Raw genomic sequence first — 24,330 nt, 5'->3', positions numbered from 1 at the left:
CCCGCGAATTAACCTATTTTACCCGCGATTCATACAAATGCTTATAATAAACCTGCATTTTTCAAAAATGCTCTAGCTACATCCTCACTATTTTTCCCTTCCACGTTAACTTGATAATTCATTTCACGCATTTGATCATCCGTGATTTGATTGGCCAGTTTCCCTAACACCTTTTCAAGCTCAGGATATTTTTCAAGTGTTTCCTTTCTTAATAATGGCGCGCCTTGATACGGGGGAAATAACTGTTGGTCATCCACTAAAACAGTCAAATCATATTGGCGTAACTCGCTGTCAGTTGAATAAGCATCCAATAAATCGATATTACCTGATTGGATGGCTTGATACCTTAGCTTTGGTTCCATTGTTGTAACAGAGGCAATATCAATCCCATAGCGCTTCTGAATGCCTACGTAACCATCCTCACGATCATTAAACTCCAACGTAAATCCCGCTTTAATCGACTCTTGCATCGCCTTGATATCAGAAATCGTCTGTAATTGATAAGCTTCCGCTAGTTGTTTTGAAACGGCCAAAGCATATGTGTTGTTATACTGCATTGGACTGAGCATAACCATATCAAATTTCTTCAACATACCTTCTTTCGCCTGTCGATATACTGCTACTTGATCGTTACTTACCGCTTGTTCTTTTAAAAACTCTGCGATTGCCGTACCTGTAAATTCTGGATATATATCAATGCTTCCTGATTTTAGGGCATTAAAAACAAAGGATGTCTTGCCAAGTCCAGGTTTTAATTGAACATCTAAATCTGTATTATTTTCAATCAATAATTTATACATATTAATCAGGATTTCTGGCTCTGAACCAAGTTTACCTGCAATGACGATATCTGCTTTGTTATTAAAGTTTAGGAATGGCATTGCAACCATCATCATTGCCGCAACACTAATGGCAAGTAATACCGAAACTGCTCGTTTAAAAGATAGTGATTCTAGCTTTTTCAAAAGATAATCGAACACTAATGCTAAAATGGCCGCTGGAACTGCACCTAATAGGATGAGCGAAGTATTATTACGATCAATACCAAGCAAAATAATATCGCCTAACCCTCCAGCGCCTATTAATGCAGCTAATGTAGCCGTTCCAACTATTAATACCATGGCTGTGCGAATGCCTGCCATTATAACGGGCATTGCAAGTGGCAGTTCCACCTTCACTAATCTTTTTACTGTATTCATCCCCATTGCCATTGCCGCTTCCTTTAAAGACGGATCGACTTCGTTTATGCCTGTAAATGTATTGCGTAAAATGGGCAGGAGGGCATAGACCACAAGAGCGATTATAGCAGGCGTTTTCCCAATGCCGAGTAACGGAATTAACAATCCTAACAACGCTAATGAAGGGATTGTTTGTAAGGCTGCACTAATGCCAATTATACTTTCCGCTATTTTCTTTTGATGCGTTAAGTAGATGCCCAGTGGGATGGCAATGACTACTGCAAAAAATAAGGCAATAAATGATATTTGCATATGCTCTATTAACGATGCAATGAGTTGACCTTTGCGTTCATCCAACACATGTAAAAAATCAGTCATTTGCCTCACCCCGTTCTGTGGAATGGTTGGCTAAAAACTGCAACATTGATTGCCTTGTAATAACCCCAATAATTTCCTCTTCGCTTTTCACTGCCAGACACTCATAGTGCGCCAATTGTTGTAAAATGGCTTGTAAAGTAGCCTGATCACCAACACTATGTATCACATAACTTTGATGTTTCGCCTCTACAAACGGTTCAATCACTTGTTGAATGGTAAACACATTCAATGCATCTTCCTTGACCCCAATAAATTTTCGAACAAAATCATTGACGGGATTTTGTATTATTTCCTTTGGTGTACCGATTTGTACTATTTCTCCATCTTTCATCACACAGATACGATCCCCTAGTTTTAACGCTTCTTGCATATCGTGTGAAACAAAGACAATCGTTTTATTTATTGCACGTTGAAGCTCAAGCAGGTCATTTTGTAATTTTGTTCGACTAATTGGATCCAATGCACTGAATGGCTCATCCATTAATATAATTTCGGGATCTGCTGCCAATGCGCGGACAACCCCAACCCGTTGTTGTTCCCCACCCGACAGTTCATTTGGCTTCCTGTCACTATATTGAGCTGGTTCTAGCCCTACCATTTCTAATAATTCATGAACTCGTTGTTGAATTTTTGTCGTTTCCCATTTTTTCATTTCAGGAACAATGGCGATATTTTCTGCTATTGTCATATGAGGGAAAAGTGCAATTTGTTGGAGCACATAGCCAATATTCCATCGTAGCTCATGAATATTATAATCACTAATTCTTTTACCGTTAATTCTTTTACCGTTAATTCGTATTGTCCCTTCAGTCAATTGAATTAATCGGTTAATCATTTTTAGTAATGTCGTCTTGCCACAACCACTAGGGCCTATAATGACAAAAAACTCCCCTTTCTGTATTTCAAAATTAATGGCATTTACTGCAATTTGGTTATTATCGTATTTTTTTGTAACATTCTCAAATGCAATCATTGACTAAGCTCCTTATAAATTTGATAGATTAAATGTCAGTGTTCTTCCCATCAGTATATCTTTCCACATATTCAAGCGGTTAAACTAACAATAGGACAAAGCGATTTTAATAGACTTATAGTTTCATGTCCATCCTAGACGCGCTATATGAAACTTTTTCGTATGAAAGTTCGTTCTATTAATTATGAATTCTAGTGAAAAACGATGCTTTTTTTTATCTAGTTGTTTTACAATATGAAAAGAGTAAGCGATTTTTTAAGAGAAAAGAAAGGAGGAAGGTGTTGCACAGATTCAACATCTATAACTACATGAGATTATTCAAAAAACTATTAATCGGAATGATTGTCATAGCGTCTGTTATCAGTATTTCCACTTATTTTTTGATTCAGCTATTGAAGCCAACCGACACTGCCGTTCAAAAATATGTAGATGAAGGTCCAAGTGTAGAAGAATTTATCGGCTCTATTGCAGAAACAGCACGACAACTCGGTGCTGAAAATGACTTATATGCATCTGTCATGATTGCACAAGCCATTTTAGAAAGTAAGCATGGGCAAAGTGGTCTTAGTTCAGCTCCTAATAACAATTTATTTGGTATGAAAGGCAAATTTCAAAATGATTCCGTGACACTTGAAACAGTTGAGGATGATGGCTCTGGTAATCTGACAACAGTGATGGCTGAATTCCGCAAATATCCTTCCTACGAAGAATCTATGAAGGATTATGTCCAATTACTCCGCAATGGTGTATCTTGGAACAAAAATTTTTATACAGGTGTCTTTAAAAGCAACACAACATCCTATGCAGATGCGACAAAATTTTTAACAGGCTCTTACGCAACAGATTCAACTTACAATGAAAAGTTAAATAGTCTAATTGCGAAGTACGACTTACAACAATACGACAGCCCTGTAAAAAATAAAAAAACCATTACAGTTGCGGATGGTGACTCGCTGATGCACATCGCACAGACGCATAATGTGAAAGTAACATCCATTAAACAATGGAATCAATTGCGTTCAGATAATATTGAAGCTGGACAACAGTTAAATATTTATCAATATTAGTGTAAACATACACAAGGCGAGGTATTCGACGATACAACTACCGTCAAATGCCTCGTTTTTTTGCTTCCATTTTTCTGCAAGCATTACATACATTTAAAACAAGCTTCCGATTGCGGTAATAGTCGTTGCTAAATCTTGGCGATATAACGGGTGTTGTTCATCTAGGCTATTGACATTGACCTCATTGCCACCAAGTGAGGCATGAACATAAAGAGTCTGCCCTAGATACAGTGCTACATGCCCTGGGAAAAATAGCAAATCTCCTTTTTGCATACGATCAATTGTTATCTCCTTAATTGGAAAACCTTCTACTATTCTAGCATCTCGGAAAATAATTACGCCATTTAGCAGATAAGCCATCGAACATAAGCCCGAACAATCAATGCCTAGCGGTGACTTACCTCCCCAACGATACGGTGTGGCTATATAGCTTAGTGCTGTTTGTACAACATTTTCTCGAAACGCATGCTCTTCAAAAGTATGTTCAGCAATTTTAGGATGCAACCATTGTGAACGTAAATAGCCTATTTCGCCCGTCGCTAATTGAACGGCAGTCCATGGCGTGTTTGATGTCGTGTCGGAATCTACATTGTATAAAATAGAACCTTTTACCAATGTGATGATTTTGGTGCTTTGTATTTTCGGTTCTTGTAAAACATCTGCGAAACGCTGTCCAATAACATGTTGCGCCTTTTGAATCCATGCATTTGTAATCGCATCATCGAAAAGGACATGCTTTCGCTGACAATAACCTTCATAGCGATAGGCGGTGCGAACATACAGCCAATCATTTTCTAATTCTTCTATAATTTGAACAGGCATACCGTAAAGTATTTCATCAACAAGCTCAGCATGACGATTGGGTTCAGCATAAAGATTAGCCATCATAGCAATGACAATCGCGTTCATGTTGTCTCTCCTTTCACTCCTATCATCTTGTCATAGACTACCTTTGAAAGACGACCGATTAATTGTCTGGCGACATCATTTTGCTTGACCTCTGAGATAAAGACACCAATACCATAATCTTGTACGTGACTAAAAACAATGCCAACATCGTGGTCAACGGTATCAAGGCCACCTGTTTTATGGGCGATTGTCACATCATCAACGATATAACGGCGCAAGCTTTCATGAAAACGCTGACGACACAATATATCAATAGCAAGCTGACTTAACACTGGGGATAGCAGATTTTTCCCATAAATTTGGCTAAATAGATGCGCCATATCGCGCGCTGTTGTTATATTATCAATGCCTTTTGCAAGTCGTTCAAAGTCCATCATTTTTCTTTGTAATTGTGTATGGGTCAGTCCGATTTTATGAAAGTACTTATTTAGCGCTTCCATACCGATTACATCAATTAACACATTTGTCGCAGTATTATCACTTGTCGTAATCATCCAAACGCACAGTTCATAGATCGTACAAGATGTTACTCGCTGTTCACTAATCACACTAAAATCAACCCAATCGCTAGGAGTAATGGCTATTACTTGATTGATAGGTATATTGCATACATCTATATAATCGAAAACAGCAATAAGTATAGGCACTTTAATTAAGCTAGCACTGGAAAAAGCATCATCTAGACGCTCGTTGATAACAAGCTCATTTGTCTTAAAATCTTTTACAAACATATGCACTTTATATGGAGCTTCTTGTATAATACGTTGAATCGTTTGCTGCATCATGCACCTACCCTACCACTGTAATGTTTTGCGTTTCCGCATCTACGGTTATGATACGACCTAAAGGCAGTGACATCGTTGGTAAACAGTGACCACAAGCAAGGTTTGATACAATAGGTTTCTTCAAAGGTGTTAAGATTTCTTTAAAAATTGTGTTTAAGGATAAGCTCTGTTCTGGATGCTTCGGGTTTTCAGGCCCGCAATTTGTCCATGCCCCTAATAATAAACCTACTGCATCATCAAGCTTCCCAGCTAATTTTAACTGTGTCAGCATACGATCTATCCGCTGCTCACTCTCATCTATATCTTCCAAAAATAAAATTTTACCTTTTGTATCAATTTCATATGGCGTGCCAAGAGACGCTGTAATCAATGTTAAATTGCCCCCAACGAGTTGACCTGTTGCAGTCCCTGTTTGGAGTGTAGTCATTGGTTGCTGTGGAGGATTTTCCAACAGAAACGGCATGGTATCTGTTGCCATCACACAATTCAAAAATGAATCCCATGTATAATGATCCATATTTTGTTGAATAAATTCTGTTGAAGGCATTGGTGTATGATACGTCACTAAATTACATTTTTGATTAAAGGCGATATGTAGTGCAGTCACATCGCTATAGCCTGCGAATACTTTGGGATTTGCTTGTATCATCTCATAATCTAGTCTTGGTAAAATTTTCGTTGCCCCGTATCCTCCACGAATACAAAAAATGCCGTTCACATGGGGATTGCGGAACATTTCATTGACATCATATGCGCGCAGTTCGTCTGAACCAGCTAAATATCCATGTCTAACACGACATGTTTCCCCCACAATGACGTTAAAACCAAGTTTCTCAATACTAGCAATGGCGGGAGCTAGCTTTTCTGGTGGTGTAGCACCAGAAGCACTAAGTAGACCAATCGTATCCCCTTTTAGCAAAGCTTTAGGCACAATCATTCGCTCACCTCTACTGTTCGTAATGTACGATAATTTGCTATTTCCTCTTCATTGGCTAAAACATAATGCCCTTCTTCTATTTCTATAAATGAAGGGGGAGCTAGTTCGTATTGATGCTGTAACGGGTTGTAAATTTCCACAACTTTATCTCGCTCCTTATACGGATTGGGCTCTGGCACAGCTGATAATAATGCTCTTGTATACGGGTGGATTGGATTAGAAAAAAGTTTTTCGGTCTCTGCTAACTCCACAATTTTTCCTTTATAAATGACTGCCGTACGGTCTGTAATAAATCGAACAATTGATAAATCATGGGCAATAAATAAATAGGTTAAGTTGTTTCGTTGTTGAATCGTCGATAATAAATTGAGCACTTGCGCTCGTATCGATACGTCGAGGGCTGAAATTGGTTCATCCGCAATAATAAACTCTGGCTCCATTACTAATGCACGTGCAATGCCAATCCGTTGACGCTGACCGCCAGAAAATTCATGCGGAAAGCGACTCGCGAACTCCGGTAATAGGCCAACATTTAAAAGTGCATTTTGTACTTTTTGCTGACGCTCCGCTTCATCTTTAAAGTTTTTCGTATTAATCAGACCTTCCGATATAATATAATCCACCTTTGCCCGTTCATTAAGTGAAGCCATCGGGTCTTGAAAAATCATTTGGATTTTTTGCGTTATTTGTTTGTCCCAATCTTTCGAGATTTTACCGTTAATGTTCTTTCCACGGTACAATATTTGACCACTCGTTACTTCATTGATGCGCATTATAGCGCGGCCAATAGTCGTTTTCCCAGAGCCCGACTCGCCAACTAATCCGAATGTTTCACCTTTATAAATATGAAAGCTGACATCATCTATTGCCACAAATTTATGTTTGCCTTTATCAAACACAATGTGCAAATTTTTCACTTCTAATAATACTTCTTTATCGCTCATTGGCGTACTGCCTCCCTTCTTCAAAAAAAGCTTGTAACGTTGCTGGAGGTTCCACTTTGGGCGCACGGGGATCCAACAGCCAAGTGCGCGCGAAATGTGTATCGCTTACTTGAAAAAATGGCGGACGTACTTCGTAATCAATCTTTAAAGCAAATGGATTGCGCGGGGCAAACGCATCACCTTTAATTTCTTTAAAAAGATTGGGTGGCGTCCCCTTAATCGAATAAAGCGGTTGCCCTTTTAACCCAAGCTGTGGTAGTGACGAAAGAAGCGCCCATGTATACGGATGTTTTCCATTAAAAAACACTTCATGGGTATGACCAACTTCGAGTATGTCCCCTGCATACATGACGGCGATACGGTCCGCAACTTTTGCTACAACGCCTAAATCATGTGTAATATAAACGATTGTTAAGCTATATTTTTGCTGAAGGCTTTTTAGAAGTTGCAAAATTTGTGCTTGTATGGTTACGTCCAATGCGGTTGTTGGCTCATCACAAATTAAAATTTTCGGTTTACACGCGAGCGCAATGGCAATCACAATTCGTTGTCTCATTCCTCCTGAAAATTCATGAGGGTATTGCTTGTAGCGTTTCTCTACATCATCAATACCGACGTCTGTTAATAATTTAAGTGTTTCAGTATAAGCTGCTTTGCCCTTGAGCCCTTGGTGTAACACCACACATTCCTCAATTTGTTTGCCAATCGTTTTCAATGGATTCAACGATGTCATCGGATCCTGTGTAACGATAGCGATTTCTTTCCCTCGAATAGTTAACCATTGTTGTTCTGTGTTAAACAGCGCTAAATCCATACCATTGTATATAATTTGACCTTGGGCAATCGAACCATTTTTATCGAGTAAGCCCATAATTGATTTCATTAGTACGGATTTTCCTGAACCTGATTCACCAACAATGGCAAGACTCTCGCCTTTATATAAATCAAGTGAGATTCCCCTAATAGCTGTTAGTACTTGCCCTCGTAGTGTAAATGTAATGACTAAGTTTTCAATCGCTAAAATACGGGATTTTATTTGCTTCACAAACAATCATCTCCCTTCTATACATGGTTTTTTGGATCTGCTGCATCTGCAAATGCATTCCCAATAATATAAAATGCTATCGTCATAATACTTAGTACAATACTTGGGAAAATTAACTGATACCTTAAATCAGGTGACATCATCAGGACACGCCCTTCATTAATTAAATTCCCTAATGATGGTTCACTAATTGGTAGCCCTAAACCGATATATGTTAAAAACACTTCTGCGCCAATCGCAAACGGAATCGCTAAACTCATGCGCAGCATAATAACAGAGATTAAGTAAGGTAATAAATTTTTTATAATAATTCGATAGTCTGATGTCCCCAAACATTTCGATGCTAAATTGTATTCCCGATCTCGTAAAATTACGATTTGATTGCGAATAAAGCGCGCCATTTCTACCCACCCCGTAATGCACATGGCAATGATTATGGTGGAAATGCTCGGGCGTAAAATATAAGACATTAAAATAAGGACAATTGTTGTCGGGATATTATCTACAACGTTATAAAGCTGTGTAATCGGCATTTCTAGCTTACGAGAAAAGCCCCACAGTGTTCCGATTGTAATGCCGACAAATGCTTCCACTAATGCGACCACACAGCCAATCATTAACGATGTCCTTGTGCCAGCCCAAATACGGGACCATAAATCTTGTCCAATCGAGTTGGTACCAAACCAAAACTCAGCATTTGGGGCAATATTGCGTGCCTGTAATCCCGTTTGGTCATCGAGATAAATTTCGGTCGGAGATTTTTGTGCCGGCAAATACGGCTGAAACATGGTGAACGCCACAATAATGCAAACCATTACTAATAAGAAAACAGCCACTCGATTTTTTAAAAACGATTTCCAAGTAGAGCGCCAATAGGAATAATTGGAGTAGGCTATGTCTTCTGCCTGACCATCAGTCGCTTCCACAAAGTCAAATAGTTGTGCACGAGACTTGTCTGACATATTATCGATTTCCTCTGTATACATGCTCATTAGCGCACACTCTCCCCTTTCCCTAATTTAATCCGTGGGTCCACTAGCGCCATCGCAATATCACCTAAAATTAAGCCGATAATGCCAAGTGATGAAAAAACTAGCACTAAACCTTGTACAATCGTATTATCCTGTCGTTGAATAGCATCCACGAGTAATCCACCCATCCCTGGAATAGAATACAAAGATTCAATATAAATGGAGCCTGTAATCGTAAAAAGAATCGTTGCTGGCAAATATTGCGCCATTGGAATAAAAGCATTGCGCAATACATGACTAAACATTAAGGTACGCTCTTTCACGCCTTTCGCACGTGCGAGCTTAATGTAATCTTTGTTTAATTCATCTACCATGTACCGGCGCATCCACATCGCATAAGAAGCAGTTGGTGCTAATGCCATCGAAGTAAGCGGTAATAGCCAGGTGATTGGCTTATATTCGTCAAACAGCATCGGCAAATGGAAAATATCTGTAATATACATTTGAATGACTAAGTAATACACAGCCGCTGGTACTGCGACGACAAATACAATGTAGCCAGTCCCTAACCGATCCAGCCAGCGCCCCTTCATTTGTGCCATTAATATTCCGAGCGGTACACCGATGAGCAGCGATATGCCAACCGCTCCTAACCCAAAGAACAATGAATACATGATTTTATCTGCAAGTATTGTCACAACAGGCACATCCGTACGATATGTAACGGATTTGCCTAAATCACCTTGCAATAAATCCGCATAAAAATTCCCCAATTGAACAAGCAATGGATCACGTAACCCTAAATTCGTTAAATACACTTCTTTTTGAGCCGCTGACATTTTCTCTGCCGCTGCCCCTAAGTAGCCTTCTTCTGGCATTAATCGTAGTAACGAGAACACAATTGTGATAATAATAAATAGCGTAACAATGGATTGTAACAAGCGCTTTCCTACATACCAAAGCATTTAAGCATCCTCCCTCCAGTAAAACTGTTACAAAAGCAGGAAGGAGATGCCGAATCAGCATTTTCGGTCATCTCCTCGATATTGAAAAATCACCACTATACGCCTACGGAATGCATTTTGGCAATAATTATTCCTTTCTTTTATTTGGCTGCATTCGCCAATGCATCCACACGTTCTTGCTCCCACTGAGCCAATGCTTTCTTAAAGTCATCATTACTCATTGGCTTTGCTAACACTTGCTGTCCTTTAAACTTCTCTGCTGTCACACCAAATGGTGAGTACTGGGCTTCAAATGGATTTAATTTTGAAGCAACATAACCACTACCACCTACAGAATATGGAATAACAAAGGCCTCTTCAATTAAGAAAGCTTCTGCTTGAGCAAATAGGTTATAACGCTCGGCCGTATCGATTGTCGCTTTCGCCTTTTCTAATAAATTCAAGTAAACAGTTTGACCATTTGCTTCCTTGTAGCCTTCAGCTAACTCTGGCTTATTATAAGTACCATCTACACTAAATGGTTCTGTATACGTTGACGGGTCAGCATAATCTGGCCCCCAGTTCGCTTCTAGTAATGCAAATTTACCAGGGCGTCGAACTTCTGATAAGAAACCTGTCGAAGGACCTGCTTCAACGATAATATCCACATAGTCAGTACCTAATAATTTTTCGACTTGTTGTTCAATGACTTGGGTACGATTGGCCCAGTCAGGCATTCCAGCGTTGTATGGCATTAATACCTTTACTGGGAAAGTCGCTTTCCCTTCTAATGCCGCCTTCGCTTTGTCCCTATACTGTAAAGCTAAGTCTTTATTAAAAGAATCATTGTTTGTAATCGCCGCTAATGAGTCAAGTTGTGTATAGTCGACTCCTTCAACATCAACAAAGTTTTTCGGTGTGATTGTATTGCTTAGTAAATCTTGAGGGTTAAATGGTTCCACCGTTAGCATCGCTGATACACGATCAAGCCCATGGAAAAGCGATTTTCTGAAATCTTTATTATTAACGGCAATCTTCCAGTTTTCAGGTTCATATTCCGCAGCGAATTGCGGGTCAAAGTTGAGCGCATAAAAATACGAATAAAAATTATTTTGCGTTTGACGTACTTGGGATTTTTTCTTATCATCCTTCAGCCATTCGTCAATGATCGAAGTAGGAATCGTTGCTGTGTCGATTTCGCCCCGTAAAAATAGTTCGGGCGCAACGGTTGCTGCTTCTTTGTTATATTTATACCGAATGCGCTCTATCAGCACGTTGTCTTTATCCCAATACGTATCATTTTTTACAAGAACACGCTCATTTTGAGGTTCAAATTTATCTAATAGATAGGCACCGTTATACAGGAAATTTTCACGTGTAGTTCCAAATTGCTCGCCCTTTTCCGTTAAAAACTTCCCATTTACAGGGAAGAAACATACATAGTTCAACATCGACAGAAAATAAGGTGTAGGAGCCTCCAGCGTGTATTCAACCGTATGTTGATCGATCGCTTTGATGCCCACTTTTGAAAAATCAGTTAGCTCACCGTTATAAAACGCTTCACCATTTTTGACTACCATGGCACTCCAGACGGTCGAAGATTCATTTTTTGCATCGAGCACATACTGCAAACCATCCACAAAGTCTTGTGCCACTAAATCTGCATATTCCTTTCCATTATGGGTAACCCATTTTACATTATCACGTAGCTTAAATGTCCAAACAGTCGCATCTTCATTTGACGACCATTCTTTCGCTAAGCCTGGTTGCACAATCCCATACTTATCATATTCAATGAGGCCATCCACTAAATTGGCAGCTACAGCAAATTCATTTGTTTCAGAGGTTTTTAAATAGTTTAATGTTTTAATCTCACCTGAATAAACGACCCGATACTCTGATTTTTTCTCGTCAGAAGAATCATTACTACAGGCTGCACAAAGTAAGACGACTAGACATACTAAAAGAAACCATTTCCTTTTCCTCATAAGCATCCCCCTACGTATTTTTATCTTGAAAATCCTATTCCATTTGCATCCGTCATTGTGATTCGATCATTGTTAAAAATAGGACCACCTGCAATAGGATCTTTCAAACATAAACTTGGTCCGTCTAAATCTATCATTGTGATATTTTTTTGTGATGCAGCAAAATGTGCAGCCGCACTCACACTAATTTTTGTTTCAAGCATGCAGCCCATCATACAAGCAATGCCATGCGCTTCTGCAATATGGCAAATCTTTTGCGCATGAAAAATGCCACCTGTTTTCATTAATTTAATATTGATGAAATCAGCAGCACGTCGTTCGATAATAGTGAGGGCGTCTTTTGCAGAAAAGACACTTTCATCAGCCAATATATTTGTCAACGTATTGGCTGTTACATATTGCATACCCGTTAAATCAGCATAGTGCACAGGCTGTTCCACTAATTCGATATTGCTATTTGCATCTTCAAGTGCACGAATTATCCGAACCGCTTCTTTTGGCGTCCACCCTTGATTGGCATCTACACGTAATGTAATGGCTTTGCCTACTGCATCCCGTATAGCCGTCACACGCTGGACATCTGTCGCTGGATCCTTGCCAACCTTGACCTTCAATATTTGAAAGCCACGTTCCACCGCTGATAGGCTATCTTTTATCATGTCCGCTACACTATTCACGCTAATTGTAATATCTGTTGTTAATGCCTTGCGATAGCCCCCTAATAATTTATACAATGGCGTCTTGTGATGCTGTGCCAATAAATCATAAAGCGCCATATCTACCGCCGCTTTCGCACTCGTATTTTGATAAATACTGTTGTCCATTCGCTCCATCACAACGGCTATTTCTTGTAAATCCATACCTACTATGGCTGGCTTAATATAGTGTTTAATAGCCTCCTTAATCGAACCTAAAGTTTCCCCTGTAATAACAGCAGTTGGCGCAGCCTCACCAATGCCAATTTGTCCGTGCTCACTATGAACGTAAACGGCAATATTTTCAATGCTACGCACGGTTCTTAATGCTGTTTTAAATGGCACAATAAGGGGGGGCTTCTACCGTTGCAACAACAATATCTTTAATCTTCATGCATTCACCTACAGTCTATTCTTAAGTTAAGAACTGTAAAATTCGAAGTACTTCAAAATAATCATCCGTGACAAATTCAACCGTGTTGTGGGGCTTAAACGTTGCATTTGGATAAAAGGAATTGCGGTAAGCGCGTGTATGGTCACGGTAAATTATTTCCACTATAAATCGCTGAGGCAATGTCACTTGTAAGTCATCTCGGGAGACCTTCATAGAGGCTTCCACAAGTCGTTTCGTTTCAGCAATTGCCAATTGAGGACTGACACTTATTGTGGCATTCCCCACCCCTTCCTTGGTAGCAAATGTCACAATATTGCAATTGAAGGATTGAATTTCTTCTGTTAGTCCAACATCTCCACTAACAAATGAAACAGGAACACCATGTAAAGCAGCGGCATACGTATTGATAAGAAACTCACTTGCGTATTCACCATTGATTTTAATATCAGCAGTAACACATAGTGTGTGTGCTAATGGATTACGTTCACTGCCTCCTTTGCTGTGATAGCCAATGAAAATAGCACGATCAAAACTACTATCAAGTCCGGCTACCATACACATCGGATCATATGTCCATCCACGAATGACCTTGCAATTCATCGGCAAATTCGAAATATCAAGATTACGAGCTGAATCATGCGCATCCTTTAGTAAAATTTCTGTGGCGCCTCCTAAAATGGCACCTTCAATTGCTGCCTCCACTTCCTTCGTCATCTGCTTTTGAAAAAAATAATAGTCAGGCGCATTCAGTTCCGTTTCACTCCAAGATGTTGTGCCTGTAATGCCTTCAATATCTGCACTAATATAGACTTTCATAAATATCGATACTCCTTTATCAAATTGTCATCAATCTGTGCCTCTATTGCACCGTAAAAAGCTTCTTTGGCATTTACCCTTCTTGCCCATGCAATATTGTGAAAATCATAATGCCACCATTCCTCAGCATAATTCGTAAAGCCAACCGCCGTCATACAGTGATACAAAAGACGGCGATGAACACAGGCTTCCTTATTTTCATTAGGATGCTGTTCAAAATAGCGGGTCGCTGACTTTTCACTAAGCTCATCAAATGCTGTCCCAAGATTTAACGCTTTCCCTTTACTATTTGCGAGCGTTAAATCAATGGCACCTCCCGTTAAATGTGGTAGTAGATGCTCTTGCCCCTCCCTTGGAAAAGCGACAAATTTTAATGTCTTGTTATGAATTTCTTCTTTTGTGAAATTTGGATGTTGCGCTTTGAGCTGCCCAGCAAAATGTGTAAATAAATATTGTTGCACTTGTAGCGGTCGGTACCCGTCATAGACAATCAAACTATAGTTTTCAGGTAATAGTAATAAAGCTTGTTGTAATCGCTCATATACTGCTTGGCGCAAGTAAATGGATTGTAAGCTACTAGCAATTTGTTGTTTATAGTACACGGGCTGGGTAAAGATTCTTGGGTGTAGGTGGTCAATGTTCATCAATGGCTCACAACTGTTAAGCACAATAGGATTGGATGGATTTGTCGGTGTCTCGTGTGCAATTGGCAGCAATAATTTTTCATGCATTCGCATCACCTTTTATCGTAAAGAATGTTAAGTTGTTAGATAATTCAGTATTTTCATTGAATATTAACACACCGCTTCATAGTTGACTAGATAAAAAAACAATAATTACATAATAATGGTTATTATCTAATCGTTATACAAAATTTGCTATGCAGCGCTTAAACACTACAATATATGGTCGAAACATTTATTTTTTTATACGACTTTAGCGATTAAGTAAACTTTAAAAATAGACATGATTGCCCAAATATCTTAATGAAAGGGAAGTTTTTATGGAGGTGATACAATGGTAATTATTAAGAACAATATGGTTCAATACTCGCTACAAAATCGAACTGATACACTCCAAATACCGTATGGGCTTATTAAAATGAAATCCAATCGGCATACAACGAATCCTTTTGTGGCACCATCACTTTCCGTTCATCGCATAGAAATCAATTACGAAAAATATAAAACCATTCAGATTTCCCCAAAAGATAGACAGGCATTTGTAGAAGCGTTGCAACAAAAGAACCCATACATTCAACTTGATAATGGAATCTAGAATAGTGGCATGCGTCTGAGCTCTTCATTGAACTTTTTCTTTTTCTGGACGTAAACCTGGTTTCATTGCTTCAAATAAGTGCAATCTGCTCTGATTTTGTTTTACATTCTACAGTAGCATTGCCCTTACACATTATGCTAGGAATGTTAGGTAAAGAATGTACCTCTTCAAGCAACATAAAGGAGGTCCCCTCTATCCAGTTAACCGACCTTCTAGTTAGGAAAAATAGTACCGCGTGGATAGCACAAGAGTTGATGTACGTTTCAGATGCTTATGAATTAGTAGCGCATGAAATAGATGGGGATTTACAATAAAAAGAAAACAATATAAAGACTTTTTTTGGCAAGCGGTCAACATGTAAACAAAAAAGCTATTGAAACATTCGAATGTTCAATAGCTTTTCGTTTATTTTTTAAATGAATAGGCTTCTACTACGTGTCCGTCTCGACCCGTTGTTGTTTGCGCTTGTGACAGGGAATTTAAAATAGCTTCTTCTGTTGCTTCCGCAGCAGCGGTAAATAACTGATTCATAATAGGATGATCTTCACGTAGCTGTATACGTGTCTCCAAATGCTGGGACGAATGATGCGCAATATGGTGTGCCGTTGTAAAGCCGATGACAATATCACCACTTCCATGAGAAAAATGGCTACCTGTTCGTCCAAGCCCAATACCACAACGTTTAATAACACGTGTTAATTGGCGACTACTAAGCGGTGCATCTGTTGCTAGCACAATAATAATGGAACCATCTGTTGGTGAGAACGCAGCATTGCTATTAGAATTTGGCAGATTGTAATGCTCAGCTATAAACTCTGAGCTATGACCGAAATTACTTAGCACGATAATCCCCACCGTATAGCTAATTTTATCTTGTTCTAGAGTCACTATGCGCGATGCAGAACCTATTCCTCCCTTATAGCCGAAACAAATCATGCCTTTTCCAGCTCCAACTGCACCTTCTTCAGCGGTATTTTCGGACGCATTACGAATTGCTTGCAGCGCGTGCTCTGGTGTGACGGGACAAGCTCGAATCGAATTTAAATAACCATCATTACATTCCCCAACAACCAGATTAATTGTCCCTGTAGAAAGACCAATATCCTGATTAGTATGTAACATATATTGCAATGTTCCTTGCGTTACTGCGGGCACCCCAAACGTATTTGTTAGCATAATAGGAGCTTCAATAACACCTAGTTCATTGACTTGCACGAGTCCTGTCGTTTTGCCGAAACCATTTAGCACATAACTAGCACCCGTAACTTTTTGTTGAAACAAATTGCCACCATGTGGTAAAATCGCCGTCACCCCAGTACATGCATATGCCCCCACATCATCTAGCTTTTCATCCAGTGTGACATGCCCAACTTGAACACCTTGTACATCCGTAATGCAATTTTTTTTACCGACTGGTAATGTGCCAATAACAATACCCAATTCCCGCACTTTTTGTGTCATTTTTTCACCCCTTCTCAATGCTTTTTACTCTTTTAATGCATGATTTACAGCAGCAAGCGCATGAATAATAGTCGTGTCGAAAACAGGGATTTGGACATCTTCTTGTTGTATTAGTAAACCAATCTCCGTACAACCTAAAATAATTCCTTGCGCACCTGATTTCACAAGGCGCTCAATAATTTGTAAATAGGTTTCTTTTGAAGTTGGTTCAATCTTCCCTAAACATAATTCCTCATAAATAATTTGATTAACCATTGTTCGTTCATCAGCGTTTGGCACCATTACATTTATGCCAAACTGTTCAATTCTATGTTTATAAAAATCTTGCTCCATCGTATATTTTGTGCCAAGCAACGCAATCGTTTGTAGACCAGCCTGTTGAATTTGAACGGCTGTTGCATCGGCAATATGTAAAATTGGAATAGTCAAACGCGCTTCCATAAATTCTATGACCTTATGCATTGTATTCGTACAGATCACAATGAAATCGGCACCTGCTTTTTCTAAAGACCAAGCAGCCTCTCCTAGTATTTCTCCTGCATTTTGCCATTGTTCATTTGCTTGATAGTATTCAATTTCTTGAAAATCGACACTATATAAAATGCATTTTGCCGAATGTAAACCACCCAATTGTTGCTTCACTTGCTCATTTAAAAGGCGATAATACATAGCTGAAGATTCCCAGCTCATACCACCAATTAAGCCAATCGTTTTCACATCATCCACTCCCTCTATTAATCGTCATTTTTAAATAAACTGCTCTCGATACATTTTCAAGTATTCAAATTAAAGGTATAAAAGAAAAAGCAAGTTGAATACTAATTTGGAAAAAGTATTGTGTTACCGCAACGGTGAACTGTATCCACTTTACCTTTTCTATATATTACCACCACACAGCAAATCATTTCGAGAAAAATATCTTTTTATTATTAAGAATTTTTAAAAATTTGATATTTTATAAAAAAAGAGTGTAGACTAAAACTTATTAAAAAAAGGAGGAATATAAATGGAGTGGATATCAAATATAGTAGATAATACAAATAATATTCTATGGACGTATCTTTTAATCATATTATTATTAGCTGCTGGATTATATTTTTCATTTGGCTCTAAATTTGTACAAATACGTCTTTTCCCAGAAATGTTTCGTTTAATAACAGAAAAAAGAGATGGTGAGTCGGGGGTTTCTCCGTTCCAAGCGTTCACGATTAGCGCAGCGTCTCGTGTAGGTACGGGTAATATAACAGGTGTTGCACTTGCGATAGGTGTCGGTGGTCCTGGTGCCGTATTTTGGATGTGGGTTATTGCCATTCTTGGTATGGCAACCGCTTTTATTGAAAGTACACTTGCTCAAGTGTATAAAGTAAAAGACGGCGATACTTTTCGTGGTGGCCCTGCCTATTATATAGAAAAGGCATTAGGTCATAGAAAATTAGGAATTGTTTTTAGTATCCTTTTAACATTGAGCTTTGGCTTTATTTTTAACGCAGTACAGTCTAATACGATTGCGACTTCTGTAGGTGAAGCATTTAATATTAGACCATTTATTATCGGCATTGTATTAGTAGTGTTAACGGCTATGATTATTTTCGGTGGTGTACATAGAATTGTTAAATTTACACAAGTAATTGTACCTGTAATGGCCGTCTTTTATTTACTCGTTGCACTTTATGTCGTTGTAACAAATTTAGGGGAAATCCCAACTGTGTTTAAACTTATTTTCTCTCAAGCGTTCGGCCTTCAAGAAGCTGCTGGCGGTGCCATTGGGGTAGCCATTATGCAAGGTGTTCGTCGAGGCTTATTTTCAAATGAAGCTGGTATGGGGAGTGTGCCGAATGCAGCAGCAACTGCCAATACATCACATCCTGCTAAACAAGGACTTGTGCAAAGTTTAGGCGTATTTTTTGATACAATTATGATTTGTTCTGCCACTGCATTTATCATTATTTTAGCGGGCTTATATAAAACTGGTGAAAGTAACGGAATCGTTCTTACACAAAATTCTCTAGCAGTGCATGTTGGCGACTGGGCTCCTTATTTTATCGCCATTAGTATTATTTTCTTCGCATTCAGTTCTGTTATTGGTAACTATTATTACGGTGAATCCAATATTGAGTTTATCAATGCTCATAAAAGCTGGATGACCGTTTATCGTCTACTTGTGCTGGCCATGGTAATGTTCGGCTCAGTAGCGCAAGTTCAACTTGTTTGGAACTTAGCGGATTTATTTATGGGTCTTATGGCGCTCATCAATATTACGGTAATTATGATACTTGGTAAAATAGCTTTCCGTGTATTAGATGATTTTACACTACAACGAAAAGCAGGCAAAAATCCTGTATTTTACGCAAAGTCCATCCCTGGTTTGAAAAATACAGACTGTTGGGAAGATCATCGATCATAAGAAAACGCCATTCCCTCAAGGATTACTTGAAGGAATGGCGCTTTTTTGGTGCCTGACACCCAAACAATTTTGAAAATTAAAAATTAGCTTTTTTTCATCGCTTCTGTAAATAGCTGCGATTGTCCTCTTGGAATACTCAATGTTTTCCATTCTTCCCCTTTTATTTGCTTCCCAACATAGACAATTTGTCCAACATGTGCTGCATAATGTGCCATCTGTCTTTCTATCGCATCTATCACTGTATGTTGTTGCCCTCTTATGAAGACATGTGCCATTAAATCCATCTCGGTTAAGCTCAATAGTGAATCTAAGAAGACTTGCCAACCCTTTTCCCAAATAGTTAGTAGCTCTTCTTTAGTATCAATACTATCAATAAATTCTTCATCACGATTTCTTGTTGTTTTTTCTCCATCTGTCGTTAAAAAGTCTGTCCATCTTGAAATCATGTTGCCACTTACATGTTTGACAATGACTGCAATACTATTGGACTCTTCATTGAAAGCCCAGTGCAATTGCTCAATATCTAATTGTGCAATCGCTTTATCCCCGTCCGCTTTAATCGTTTTAAATCTTTCTCGTACAGCTTTTAAATATGTTTCCCCTATGCTCATTTCTAACTACCTCCCCCTTGTCCAATTCTCAAACCATTTCTCTGTGGATACAAGTTAATACCCGCGGAAAGCATGGTTTTACCCGCGATTTACCACTGAATACCCGCGAAAAATCATGAAATACCCGCGATTTAACCTTAAATACCCGCGAAGTATTGTCATCATGCTACAAAAAAGCTAGTGCTATGTCAATGTAGCACTAGCTTATCATGTTATAAGTTTTCATCTATATACGTTTCTAAATCCGAAACAATTGTATCGATTGGAACATCGTTTGCATCTTTTGCGTATCCGTCATATTGTTTTACAAGAATTCCGTCTTTATCCACTAAGAAAAACTGAATACCGTGGATTACTTGGTCTGAATTCGGATCGTCTTTGACAAGTAATTTTGTTGACTTCACTGCATATTGCTCAATATATGACTGTGAATATCCTGTAAGGAGATTCCATTTAGATTCGTCAGGTACAGTGTATCTCGTTAAATAATCAGCTAGTACTTCCGGCGTATCCACCTCAGGGTCTACTGAAAAAGCGACAATATTATAATCCTCTATCCCTTTTTTCTTCAGCTTTTCTTGCACTTGCGTCATGTTAAACGTCATTGGTGGACAAACTGAATTACAATTCGTAAATATATACATGCCCAACCAAGGTTTCCCTTTTAAACTGTCTAGTGAAACAGTTTCTCCTCGTTGATTAATATGTTCAAAATCCTGCATTTCCAAACTATAATCAGCTTTAAACTTTGCGTTCCCGCACGCACTAAGTACAGTTACTAAAGTCAATAGTAATACAAACCCCATTACTTTATTTTTCATCTTTACACACTCCCTACTTACACTACCCCCATCTTATCGAATGATGTAAGCGTTGACAACTACCTGTCGTGACAGCTTTCGTACATCTTTGTGAAGTCAACTTCACTTAAGTGAAACAATCACATCATGAATCGCATCAAGCTTAACCTCTACTCGATGTAATAAGTAAAACGACATGAGGATAGGAAAACCAATATCAGATAACATTGTCAGCCATTGTTCCATACTGCCCTCTCCTTTCGACATGCTTTGCTTGTCTTAAAAATGGTCTTTGCAACGACTGCAAAGACCATGTCATTCATTAGTTCATGTTAAACTCTGAAACTTGACGATCAATCATGCGTGCACCTTTTATGCCAACCAAAGCACCCGCTTGTCCACCAAATACATTACTCATGATGATTGTTTGCATTACTTGTTGAATTTCAGCAGATGTGACATGTGGCTTCGGTTCATCAATGGCAATCGTCGCCGTTTTTCCTAATGCTGTATTAAATTGCAACTCTAAAACTTTTGCCATCAGTCCTACCTCCTTTTTTATTGTAATGACGACAATTCTGTTATTTCTTGCTTACTAATACTGTCAAGTGGCTTTGATGAAAGACTCGCAATCGCTTTCGCTACCGTTACTAACGCTGTTGGTGTATGCGTGTCGTTTACATTACGGTAGGTTTTAATTACAAATTGCGGCTTATTTGTTTCAGTATGTCCCACCACATACTTTAAGCGAAGTGATGCATCTAATAATTGGGTTTTTGCCATCCGTAACACCCCCTTTCTACACAATATATACAGCTATTTGTAAAAATAGGGACATGTTTCACTTGAAAATTTAACGTAAAAAGCCATCAGCGACTGGGATAGGCATCGAGCAGTCCGCTCCTACCTGAAAAAACGCTTTTTCCACCTTCATTATTCCTATATAAAAAAAGCCCAGATACTCATATCTAATGAGCATCTGGTTGTGGCATCATCACCACTCGTTGCATTGCGAGCATGTAATTTTTAACCTTCACTACTTACAAAATATCTAACCATGTTTTAATAGCTGTACCTAAAATTAATACTGCTAAAATCGCTTGTAGTGCTTTTGTATTGAGCTTGCCGCCTATTTTTGCGCCAAGTGGAGCTGCAAGTAAACTTGCCACAATCATGATTGCTGCTGGTCCATAGTCGATTTGACCTGTCATAATTTTCCCTACTGTTCCACCAATTGATGAAATAAATGTTATCGCTAAGCTAGTGGCAATCGTCATACGTGTTGGGATTTTCAAGACAACAAGTAAGATTGGTACTAATAAAAATCCACCTGCTGCTCCAACAATCCCTGAACCAATCCCAACGACAAACGCTAAACCCGCTGCTAATGGTTTACTAAATGTAATCTGATCTAGCTGCTTATCGTCAATTTGCTTTTTCGGAATAAACATCATAACAGCAGCAATTAAGGCTAAAACACCATATACAATATTTACTGCTGCTTCTGGTAACATGCTGGATCCAAAACTACCGATGAAGCTACCTATTAAAATTGCCGTACCCATATTAAGAATTAGCGATTTGTTTAAATAGCCACTTTTGCGATATGCCCATACTCCTGCAATCGATGCAAAAAACACTTGAATAGCACTAATACCGGATACTTCATGTGCACTGAAAGCTGCTAGCCCAAATAATGGTGGAATATATAAAAGCATAGGGTATTTAATAATGGATCCCCCAACGCCTACCATTCCTGATACGAATGATCCAACAAAACCAATTAAAAATATGACAACGATGAATGAAAACTCCACCGTCACACCTTCTTTCTACCTTATTTTCTTTAAGTATAGAGTGTGAATTGCTTTAAAAATATAGGGGGAAGCCCCTATCCTTCAGAAGAAAAGGCAATTATTTATTGTCGAAAATTAACAAGAGGAGGAAAACGGTAGGTATAACACCCTAGCATAGAAAAAGCGATAAAGCAGATCGCTTTATCGCTCAGGGATAGATATATAGATGGTTGTTCCATTACAAAACGTCAGACTTTAGAAAGAAAAAGACTTTATTGGGCAGCCCATGTATGCTACGTAATATACTTATTTGTAATACCGTATTGAATAAGCTCTGCCTTGCTTTTTAAATTTAGCTTTTGCATGATGTTGGCTTTATGGTTTTCTACCGTTTTAGCACTAATAAATAGCTTTTCTGAAATTTGCATATTCGTAAATCCTAAAATGGTTAATCGAACAATTTCCTGCTCACGTGTAGATAAGATATCCGCATTGTTTTTACCTTTTTTCTTAAATAACTTTTCTAGTTGACCTTTTGGTAAGCCCACTTCATAGTAGCGACGGCCTGTATAGACACTTTGAATCGCTTCGTACATTTCGCCACCTTGACTATTTTTTAAAATATAGCCATCTGCTCCTACTTCCATCGCCTGTTGAATATAGGCTATCTCATTATGCATTGTCAGCATAATTATTTTTGTGTCAGGTAAATTTTTTTTAATTTCCTTTGTCGCAGTAAATCCGTCCAACCCATTTGGAATCGATATATCCATTAAAATCACATTCGGCTCAGTCTGGTAGGCAAGCTGAATCGCCTCTTCTCCATCACTTGCCTCTCCTACAACTGTCATATCCGAATAATTCCCTAAAAGGAGCGCAATGCCCTTCCGTATTAAAACATGGTCATCGACAAGTAATATTTTAATCATGTTGCGGCCTCCATCTTGGAATGACGATATCGATACATGTCCCTTGTCCTACTTTTGACAAAATTGAACAAGTACCACCCAACTGATCGACCCGTTCCTCCATATGCTTTAACCCTAGCCCTGCATTTTGAATCTTGTCCCGTTCAAAGCCAATCCCGTTATCTTGAATGGTCATATAAATATGGGTGTTGTCCTTTTTAATATGGATATGCACTTGGGTTGCTTTTGCATATTTAATAATGTTATGCAATGCTTCTTGTGTAATCCGATATAAATTAATCTCAACTGCTGGGTCACATCGATCAAGACCACGTGTCGTTAATTGAATATCCAAACCCGTTATTTGTTTTTTTATCGCATCAATTGTCGCCTGAATAGTCGGCTCTAAGCCTAATTGATCTAAACTGTGCGGTCGTAATTGGTGAGAGTATGCGTTAATGTCATTCATAACTTTTTGCAGTTCCGCACGCACCTCGGAAATGTACTCATTCAACTGCGCATTATCTTGTACAAAAGATTCAATCGCTTGTAGCGCAATAGATACCGAAAATAAAGATTGGCCAACTCCATCATGTAGTTCTTGCGCTAAGCGTTTATGTTCTGATTCCTTTGCTTCGATTAATGCTCGAATCATTTTTTTATTAATGGCAGCCTCTTGTGCTTTTTTTAATGTTTCTTGATCACGTAAGACAAGTAAATATTCTGTTTCCCCTGTATTTTCATTAGCATAAATAGCGGCTGTGCTCATTTCGACATCAATCTTTCGACCATGATAAATGGGCATTTCCGATAAAAATGAAGGCACTTCATTGTTTGCAATTAAATAGCATGTTGGTTCACTCTGCTCCCTTTTACGAGTCATACAATAAGAACAATACGGCACAAAATCACCTTTTTGCCAACCAGTTAAGCGTTGTGCAGCAGGGTTCATCATAATGATTTCCCTGCTTTCCTTCATAATAATAATCCCATCTTGAATATGCTCATAAATTTGCTGTAAATACTCATTTTGTAGCTGGGAATGCAT

The 24,330-nt window shown here is 38.7% G+C and carries 26 protein-coding genes; 3 read left to right on the top strand and 23 right to left on the bottom strand.

Features of this window, described 5'->3' with window-relative positions; translation table 11 throughout:
* Positions 1-41: 41 nt before the first annotated feature.
* On the bottom strand, positions 42-1,556 hold the full coding sequence (opuFB, locus tag C9J37_RS03375) for an osmoprotectant update ABC transporter permease/substrate-binding subunit OpuFB (RefSeq protein ID WP_107894243.1): 1,515 nt from the start codon (positions 1,554-1,556) through the stop codon (positions 42-44).
* Positions 1,549-2,529, bottom strand: a complete 981-nt coding sequence (locus tag C9J37_RS03370; RefSeq protein WP_107894242.1) for an ABC transporter ATP-binding protein — start codon at positions 2,527-2,529, stop codon at positions 1,549-1,551. The genes opuFB and C9J37_RS03370 overlap by 8 nt, the downstream gene beginning before the upstream one ends.
* Positions 2,530-2,810: 281 nt before the next feature.
* Between C9J37_RS03370 and C9J37_RS03365 the strand changes: the two genes are divergently transcribed.
* Positions 2,811-3,596, top strand: a complete 786-nt coding sequence (locus tag C9J37_RS03365) for a glucosaminidase domain-containing protein (protein ID WP_235617014.1) — start codon at positions 2,811-2,813, stop codon at positions 3,594-3,596.
* A 93-nt stretch (positions 3,597-3,689) separates the two neighbouring features.
* Here the strand turns inward: C9J37_RS03365 and C9J37_RS03360 are convergent, their stop codons facing one another.
* The 11 genes from C9J37_RS03360 to C9J37_RS03310 all read right to left on the bottom strand — a co-directional run bounded on the left by C9J37_RS03360 (position 3,690) and on the right by C9J37_RS03310 (position 14,755).
* Positions 3,690-4,505 carry an SH3 domain-containing C40 family peptidase gene (locus tag C9J37_RS03360; protein WP_107894240.1) on the bottom strand — a complete coding sequence of 272 codons (816 nt, stop codon included), beginning with the start codon at positions 4,503-4,505 and terminating at the stop codon, positions 3,690-3,692.
* Positions 4,502-5,290, bottom strand: coding sequence for a serine hydrolase (locus C9J37_RS03355; protein WP_235617013.1), 789 nt, complete (start codon positions 5,288-5,290; stop codon positions 4,502-4,504). Before C9J37_RS03355 ends, C9J37_RS03360 begins: the two co-directional genes overlap by 4 nt.
* Positions 5,291-5,294: 4 nt before the next feature.
* Positions 5,295-6,227 (bottom strand): S66 peptidase family protein, encoded by a 933-nt coding sequence (locus C9J37_RS03350; protein ID WP_107894239.1) that lies wholly within the window; start codon positions 6,225-6,227, stop codon positions 5,295-5,297.
* Positions 6,224-7,171, bottom strand: coding sequence for an ATP-binding cassette domain-containing protein (locus C9J37_RS03345; RefSeq protein ID WP_107894238.1), 948 nt, complete (start codon positions 7,169-7,171; stop codon positions 6,224-6,226). Before C9J37_RS03345 ends, C9J37_RS03350 begins: the two co-directional genes overlap by 4 nt.
* Complete coding sequence (locus C9J37_RS03340; protein WP_107894308.1) at positions 7,161-8,216, bottom strand: ABC transporter ATP-binding protein; 1,056 nt, start codon at positions 8,214-8,216, stop codon at positions 7,161-7,163. Before C9J37_RS03340 ends, C9J37_RS03345 begins: the two co-directional genes overlap by 11 nt.
* A gap of 17 nt (positions 8,217-8,233) precedes the next feature.
* Positions 8,234-9,208: an ABC transporter permease gene (locus C9J37_RS03335; RefSeq protein WP_107894237.1), complete on the bottom strand. Its 975-nt coding sequence runs from the start codon at positions 9,206-9,208 to the stop codon at positions 8,234-8,236.
* Complete coding sequence (locus C9J37_RS03330) at positions 9,208-10,152, bottom strand: ABC transporter permease (RefSeq protein WP_107894236.1); 945 nt, start codon at positions 10,150-10,152, stop codon at positions 9,208-9,210. Before C9J37_RS03330 ends, C9J37_RS03335 begins: the two co-directional genes overlap by 1 nt.
* A gap of 140 nt (positions 10,153-10,292) precedes the next feature.
* Positions 10,293-12,119 (bottom strand): peptide ABC transporter substrate-binding protein, encoded by a 1,827-nt coding sequence (locus C9J37_RS03325; protein ID WP_107894235.1) that lies wholly within the window; start codon positions 12,117-12,119, stop codon positions 10,293-10,295.
* A 20-nt stretch (positions 12,120-12,139) separates the two neighbouring features.
* Positions 12,140-13,159, bottom strand: coding sequence for a dipeptide epimerase (locus C9J37_RS03320; RefSeq protein WP_235617012.1), 1,020 nt, complete (start codon positions 13,157-13,159; stop codon positions 12,140-12,142).
* Positions 13,160-13,229: 70 nt separating this feature from the next.
* Positions 13,230-14,024 carry a M55 family metallopeptidase gene (locus C9J37_RS03315; protein WP_107894233.1) on the bottom strand — a complete coding sequence of 265 codons (795 nt, stop codon included), beginning with the start codon at positions 14,022-14,024 and terminating at the stop codon, positions 13,230-13,232.
* Complete coding sequence (locus tag C9J37_RS03310) at positions 14,021-14,755, bottom strand: M15 family metallopeptidase (protein WP_235617011.1); 735 nt, start codon at positions 14,753-14,755, stop codon at positions 14,021-14,023. Before C9J37_RS03310 ends, C9J37_RS03315 begins: the two co-directional genes overlap by 4 nt.
* A 286-nt stretch (positions 14,756-15,041) precedes the next feature.
* Here C9J37_RS03310 and C9J37_RS03305 point away from each other — a divergent pair, with 286 nt between their 5' ends.
* Positions 15,042-15,302: a PH domain-containing protein gene (locus tag C9J37_RS03305; protein WP_107894232.1), complete on the top strand. Its 261-nt coding sequence runs from the start codon at positions 15,042-15,044 to the stop codon at positions 15,300-15,302.
* A gap of 405 nt (positions 15,303-15,707) precedes the next feature.
* On the opposite strand, the gene C9J37_RS03300 is transcribed toward C9J37_RS03305, so the two are convergent.
* Both C9J37_RS03300 and C9J37_RS03295 read right to left on the bottom strand, forming a co-directional pair.
* Complete coding sequence (locus C9J37_RS03300; protein WP_107894231.1) at positions 15,708-16,763, bottom strand: DmpA family aminopeptidase; 1,056 nt, start codon at positions 16,761-16,763, stop codon at positions 15,708-15,710.
* 24 nt (positions 16,764-16,787) lie between these two features.
* Positions 16,788-17,480, bottom strand: coding sequence for an aspartate/glutamate racemase family protein (locus tag C9J37_RS03295; RefSeq protein WP_107894230.1), 693 nt, complete (start codon positions 17,478-17,480; stop codon positions 16,788-16,790).
* A gap of 289 nt (positions 17,481-17,769) precedes the next feature.
* Between C9J37_RS03295 and C9J37_RS03290 the strand changes: the two genes are divergently transcribed.
* A complete protein-coding gene (locus C9J37_RS03290) occupies positions 17,770-19,167 on the top strand; it encodes an alanine/glycine:cation symporter family protein (RefSeq protein WP_107894229.1) in 1,398 nt (465 codons plus the stop codon).
* 83 nt (positions 19,168-19,250) lie between these two features.
* On the opposite strand, the gene C9J37_RS03285 is transcribed toward C9J37_RS03290, so the two are convergent.
* The 8 genes from C9J37_RS03285 to C9J37_RS03250 all read right to left on the bottom strand — a co-directional run bounded on the left by C9J37_RS03285 (position 19,251) and on the right by C9J37_RS03250 (position 24,330).
* Entirely contained in the window at positions 19,251-19,778 is a 528-nt protein-coding gene (locus tag C9J37_RS03285; RefSeq protein WP_107894228.1) for a DUF1572 family protein, read from the bottom strand.
* Positions 19,779-19,990: 212 nt separating this feature from the next.
* A complete protein-coding gene (locus C9J37_RS03280; RefSeq protein WP_107894227.1) occupies positions 19,991-20,599 on the bottom strand; it encodes an SCO family protein in 609 nt (202 codons plus the stop codon).
* A 102-nt stretch (positions 20,600-20,701) separates the two neighbouring features.
* Complete coding sequence (locus C9J37_RS03275; protein WP_080653352.1) at positions 20,702-20,824, bottom strand: YvrJ family protein; 123 nt, start codon at positions 20,822-20,824, stop codon at positions 20,702-20,704.
* Positions 20,825-20,900: 76 nt separating this feature from the next.
* Positions 20,901-21,119, bottom strand: a complete 219-nt coding sequence (locus C9J37_RS03270) for a DUF2922 domain-containing protein (RefSeq protein ID WP_107894226.1) — start codon at positions 21,117-21,119, stop codon at positions 20,901-20,903.
* A 17-nt stretch (positions 21,120-21,136) separates the two neighbouring features.
* Positions 21,137-21,361, bottom strand: coding sequence for a DUF1659 domain-containing protein (locus C9J37_RS03265; RefSeq protein WP_107894225.1), 225 nt, complete (start codon positions 21,359-21,361; stop codon positions 21,137-21,139).
* 257 nt (positions 21,362-21,618) lie between these two features.
* Positions 21,619-22,395 (bottom strand): sulfite exporter TauE/SafE family protein, encoded by a 777-nt coding sequence (locus C9J37_RS03260; RefSeq protein WP_407656226.1) that lies wholly within the window; start codon positions 22,393-22,395, stop codon positions 21,619-21,621.
* Between the two features lie 272 nt (positions 22,396-22,667).
* Complete coding sequence (locus tag C9J37_RS03255) at positions 22,668-23,303, bottom strand: response regulator transcription factor (RefSeq protein ID WP_024363566.1); 636 nt, start codon at positions 23,301-23,303, stop codon at positions 22,668-22,670.
* On the bottom strand, positions 23,296-24,330 hold the full coding sequence (locus C9J37_RS03250) for an ATP-binding protein (RefSeq protein ID WP_107894223.1): 1,035 nt from the start codon (positions 24,328-24,330) through the stop codon (positions 23,296-23,298). Before C9J37_RS03250 ends, C9J37_RS03255 begins: the two co-directional genes overlap by 8 nt.

Source organism: Lysinibacillus mangiferihumi, from assembly GCF_003049665.1.
Classification (GTDB): Bacteria; Bacillota; Bacilli; order Bacillales_A; family Planococcaceae; genus Lysinibacillus; species Lysinibacillus mangiferihumi.
Note: the sequence above shows the minus strand (reverse complement) of the source record. Positions and strands in the feature narration are given on the sequence as shown.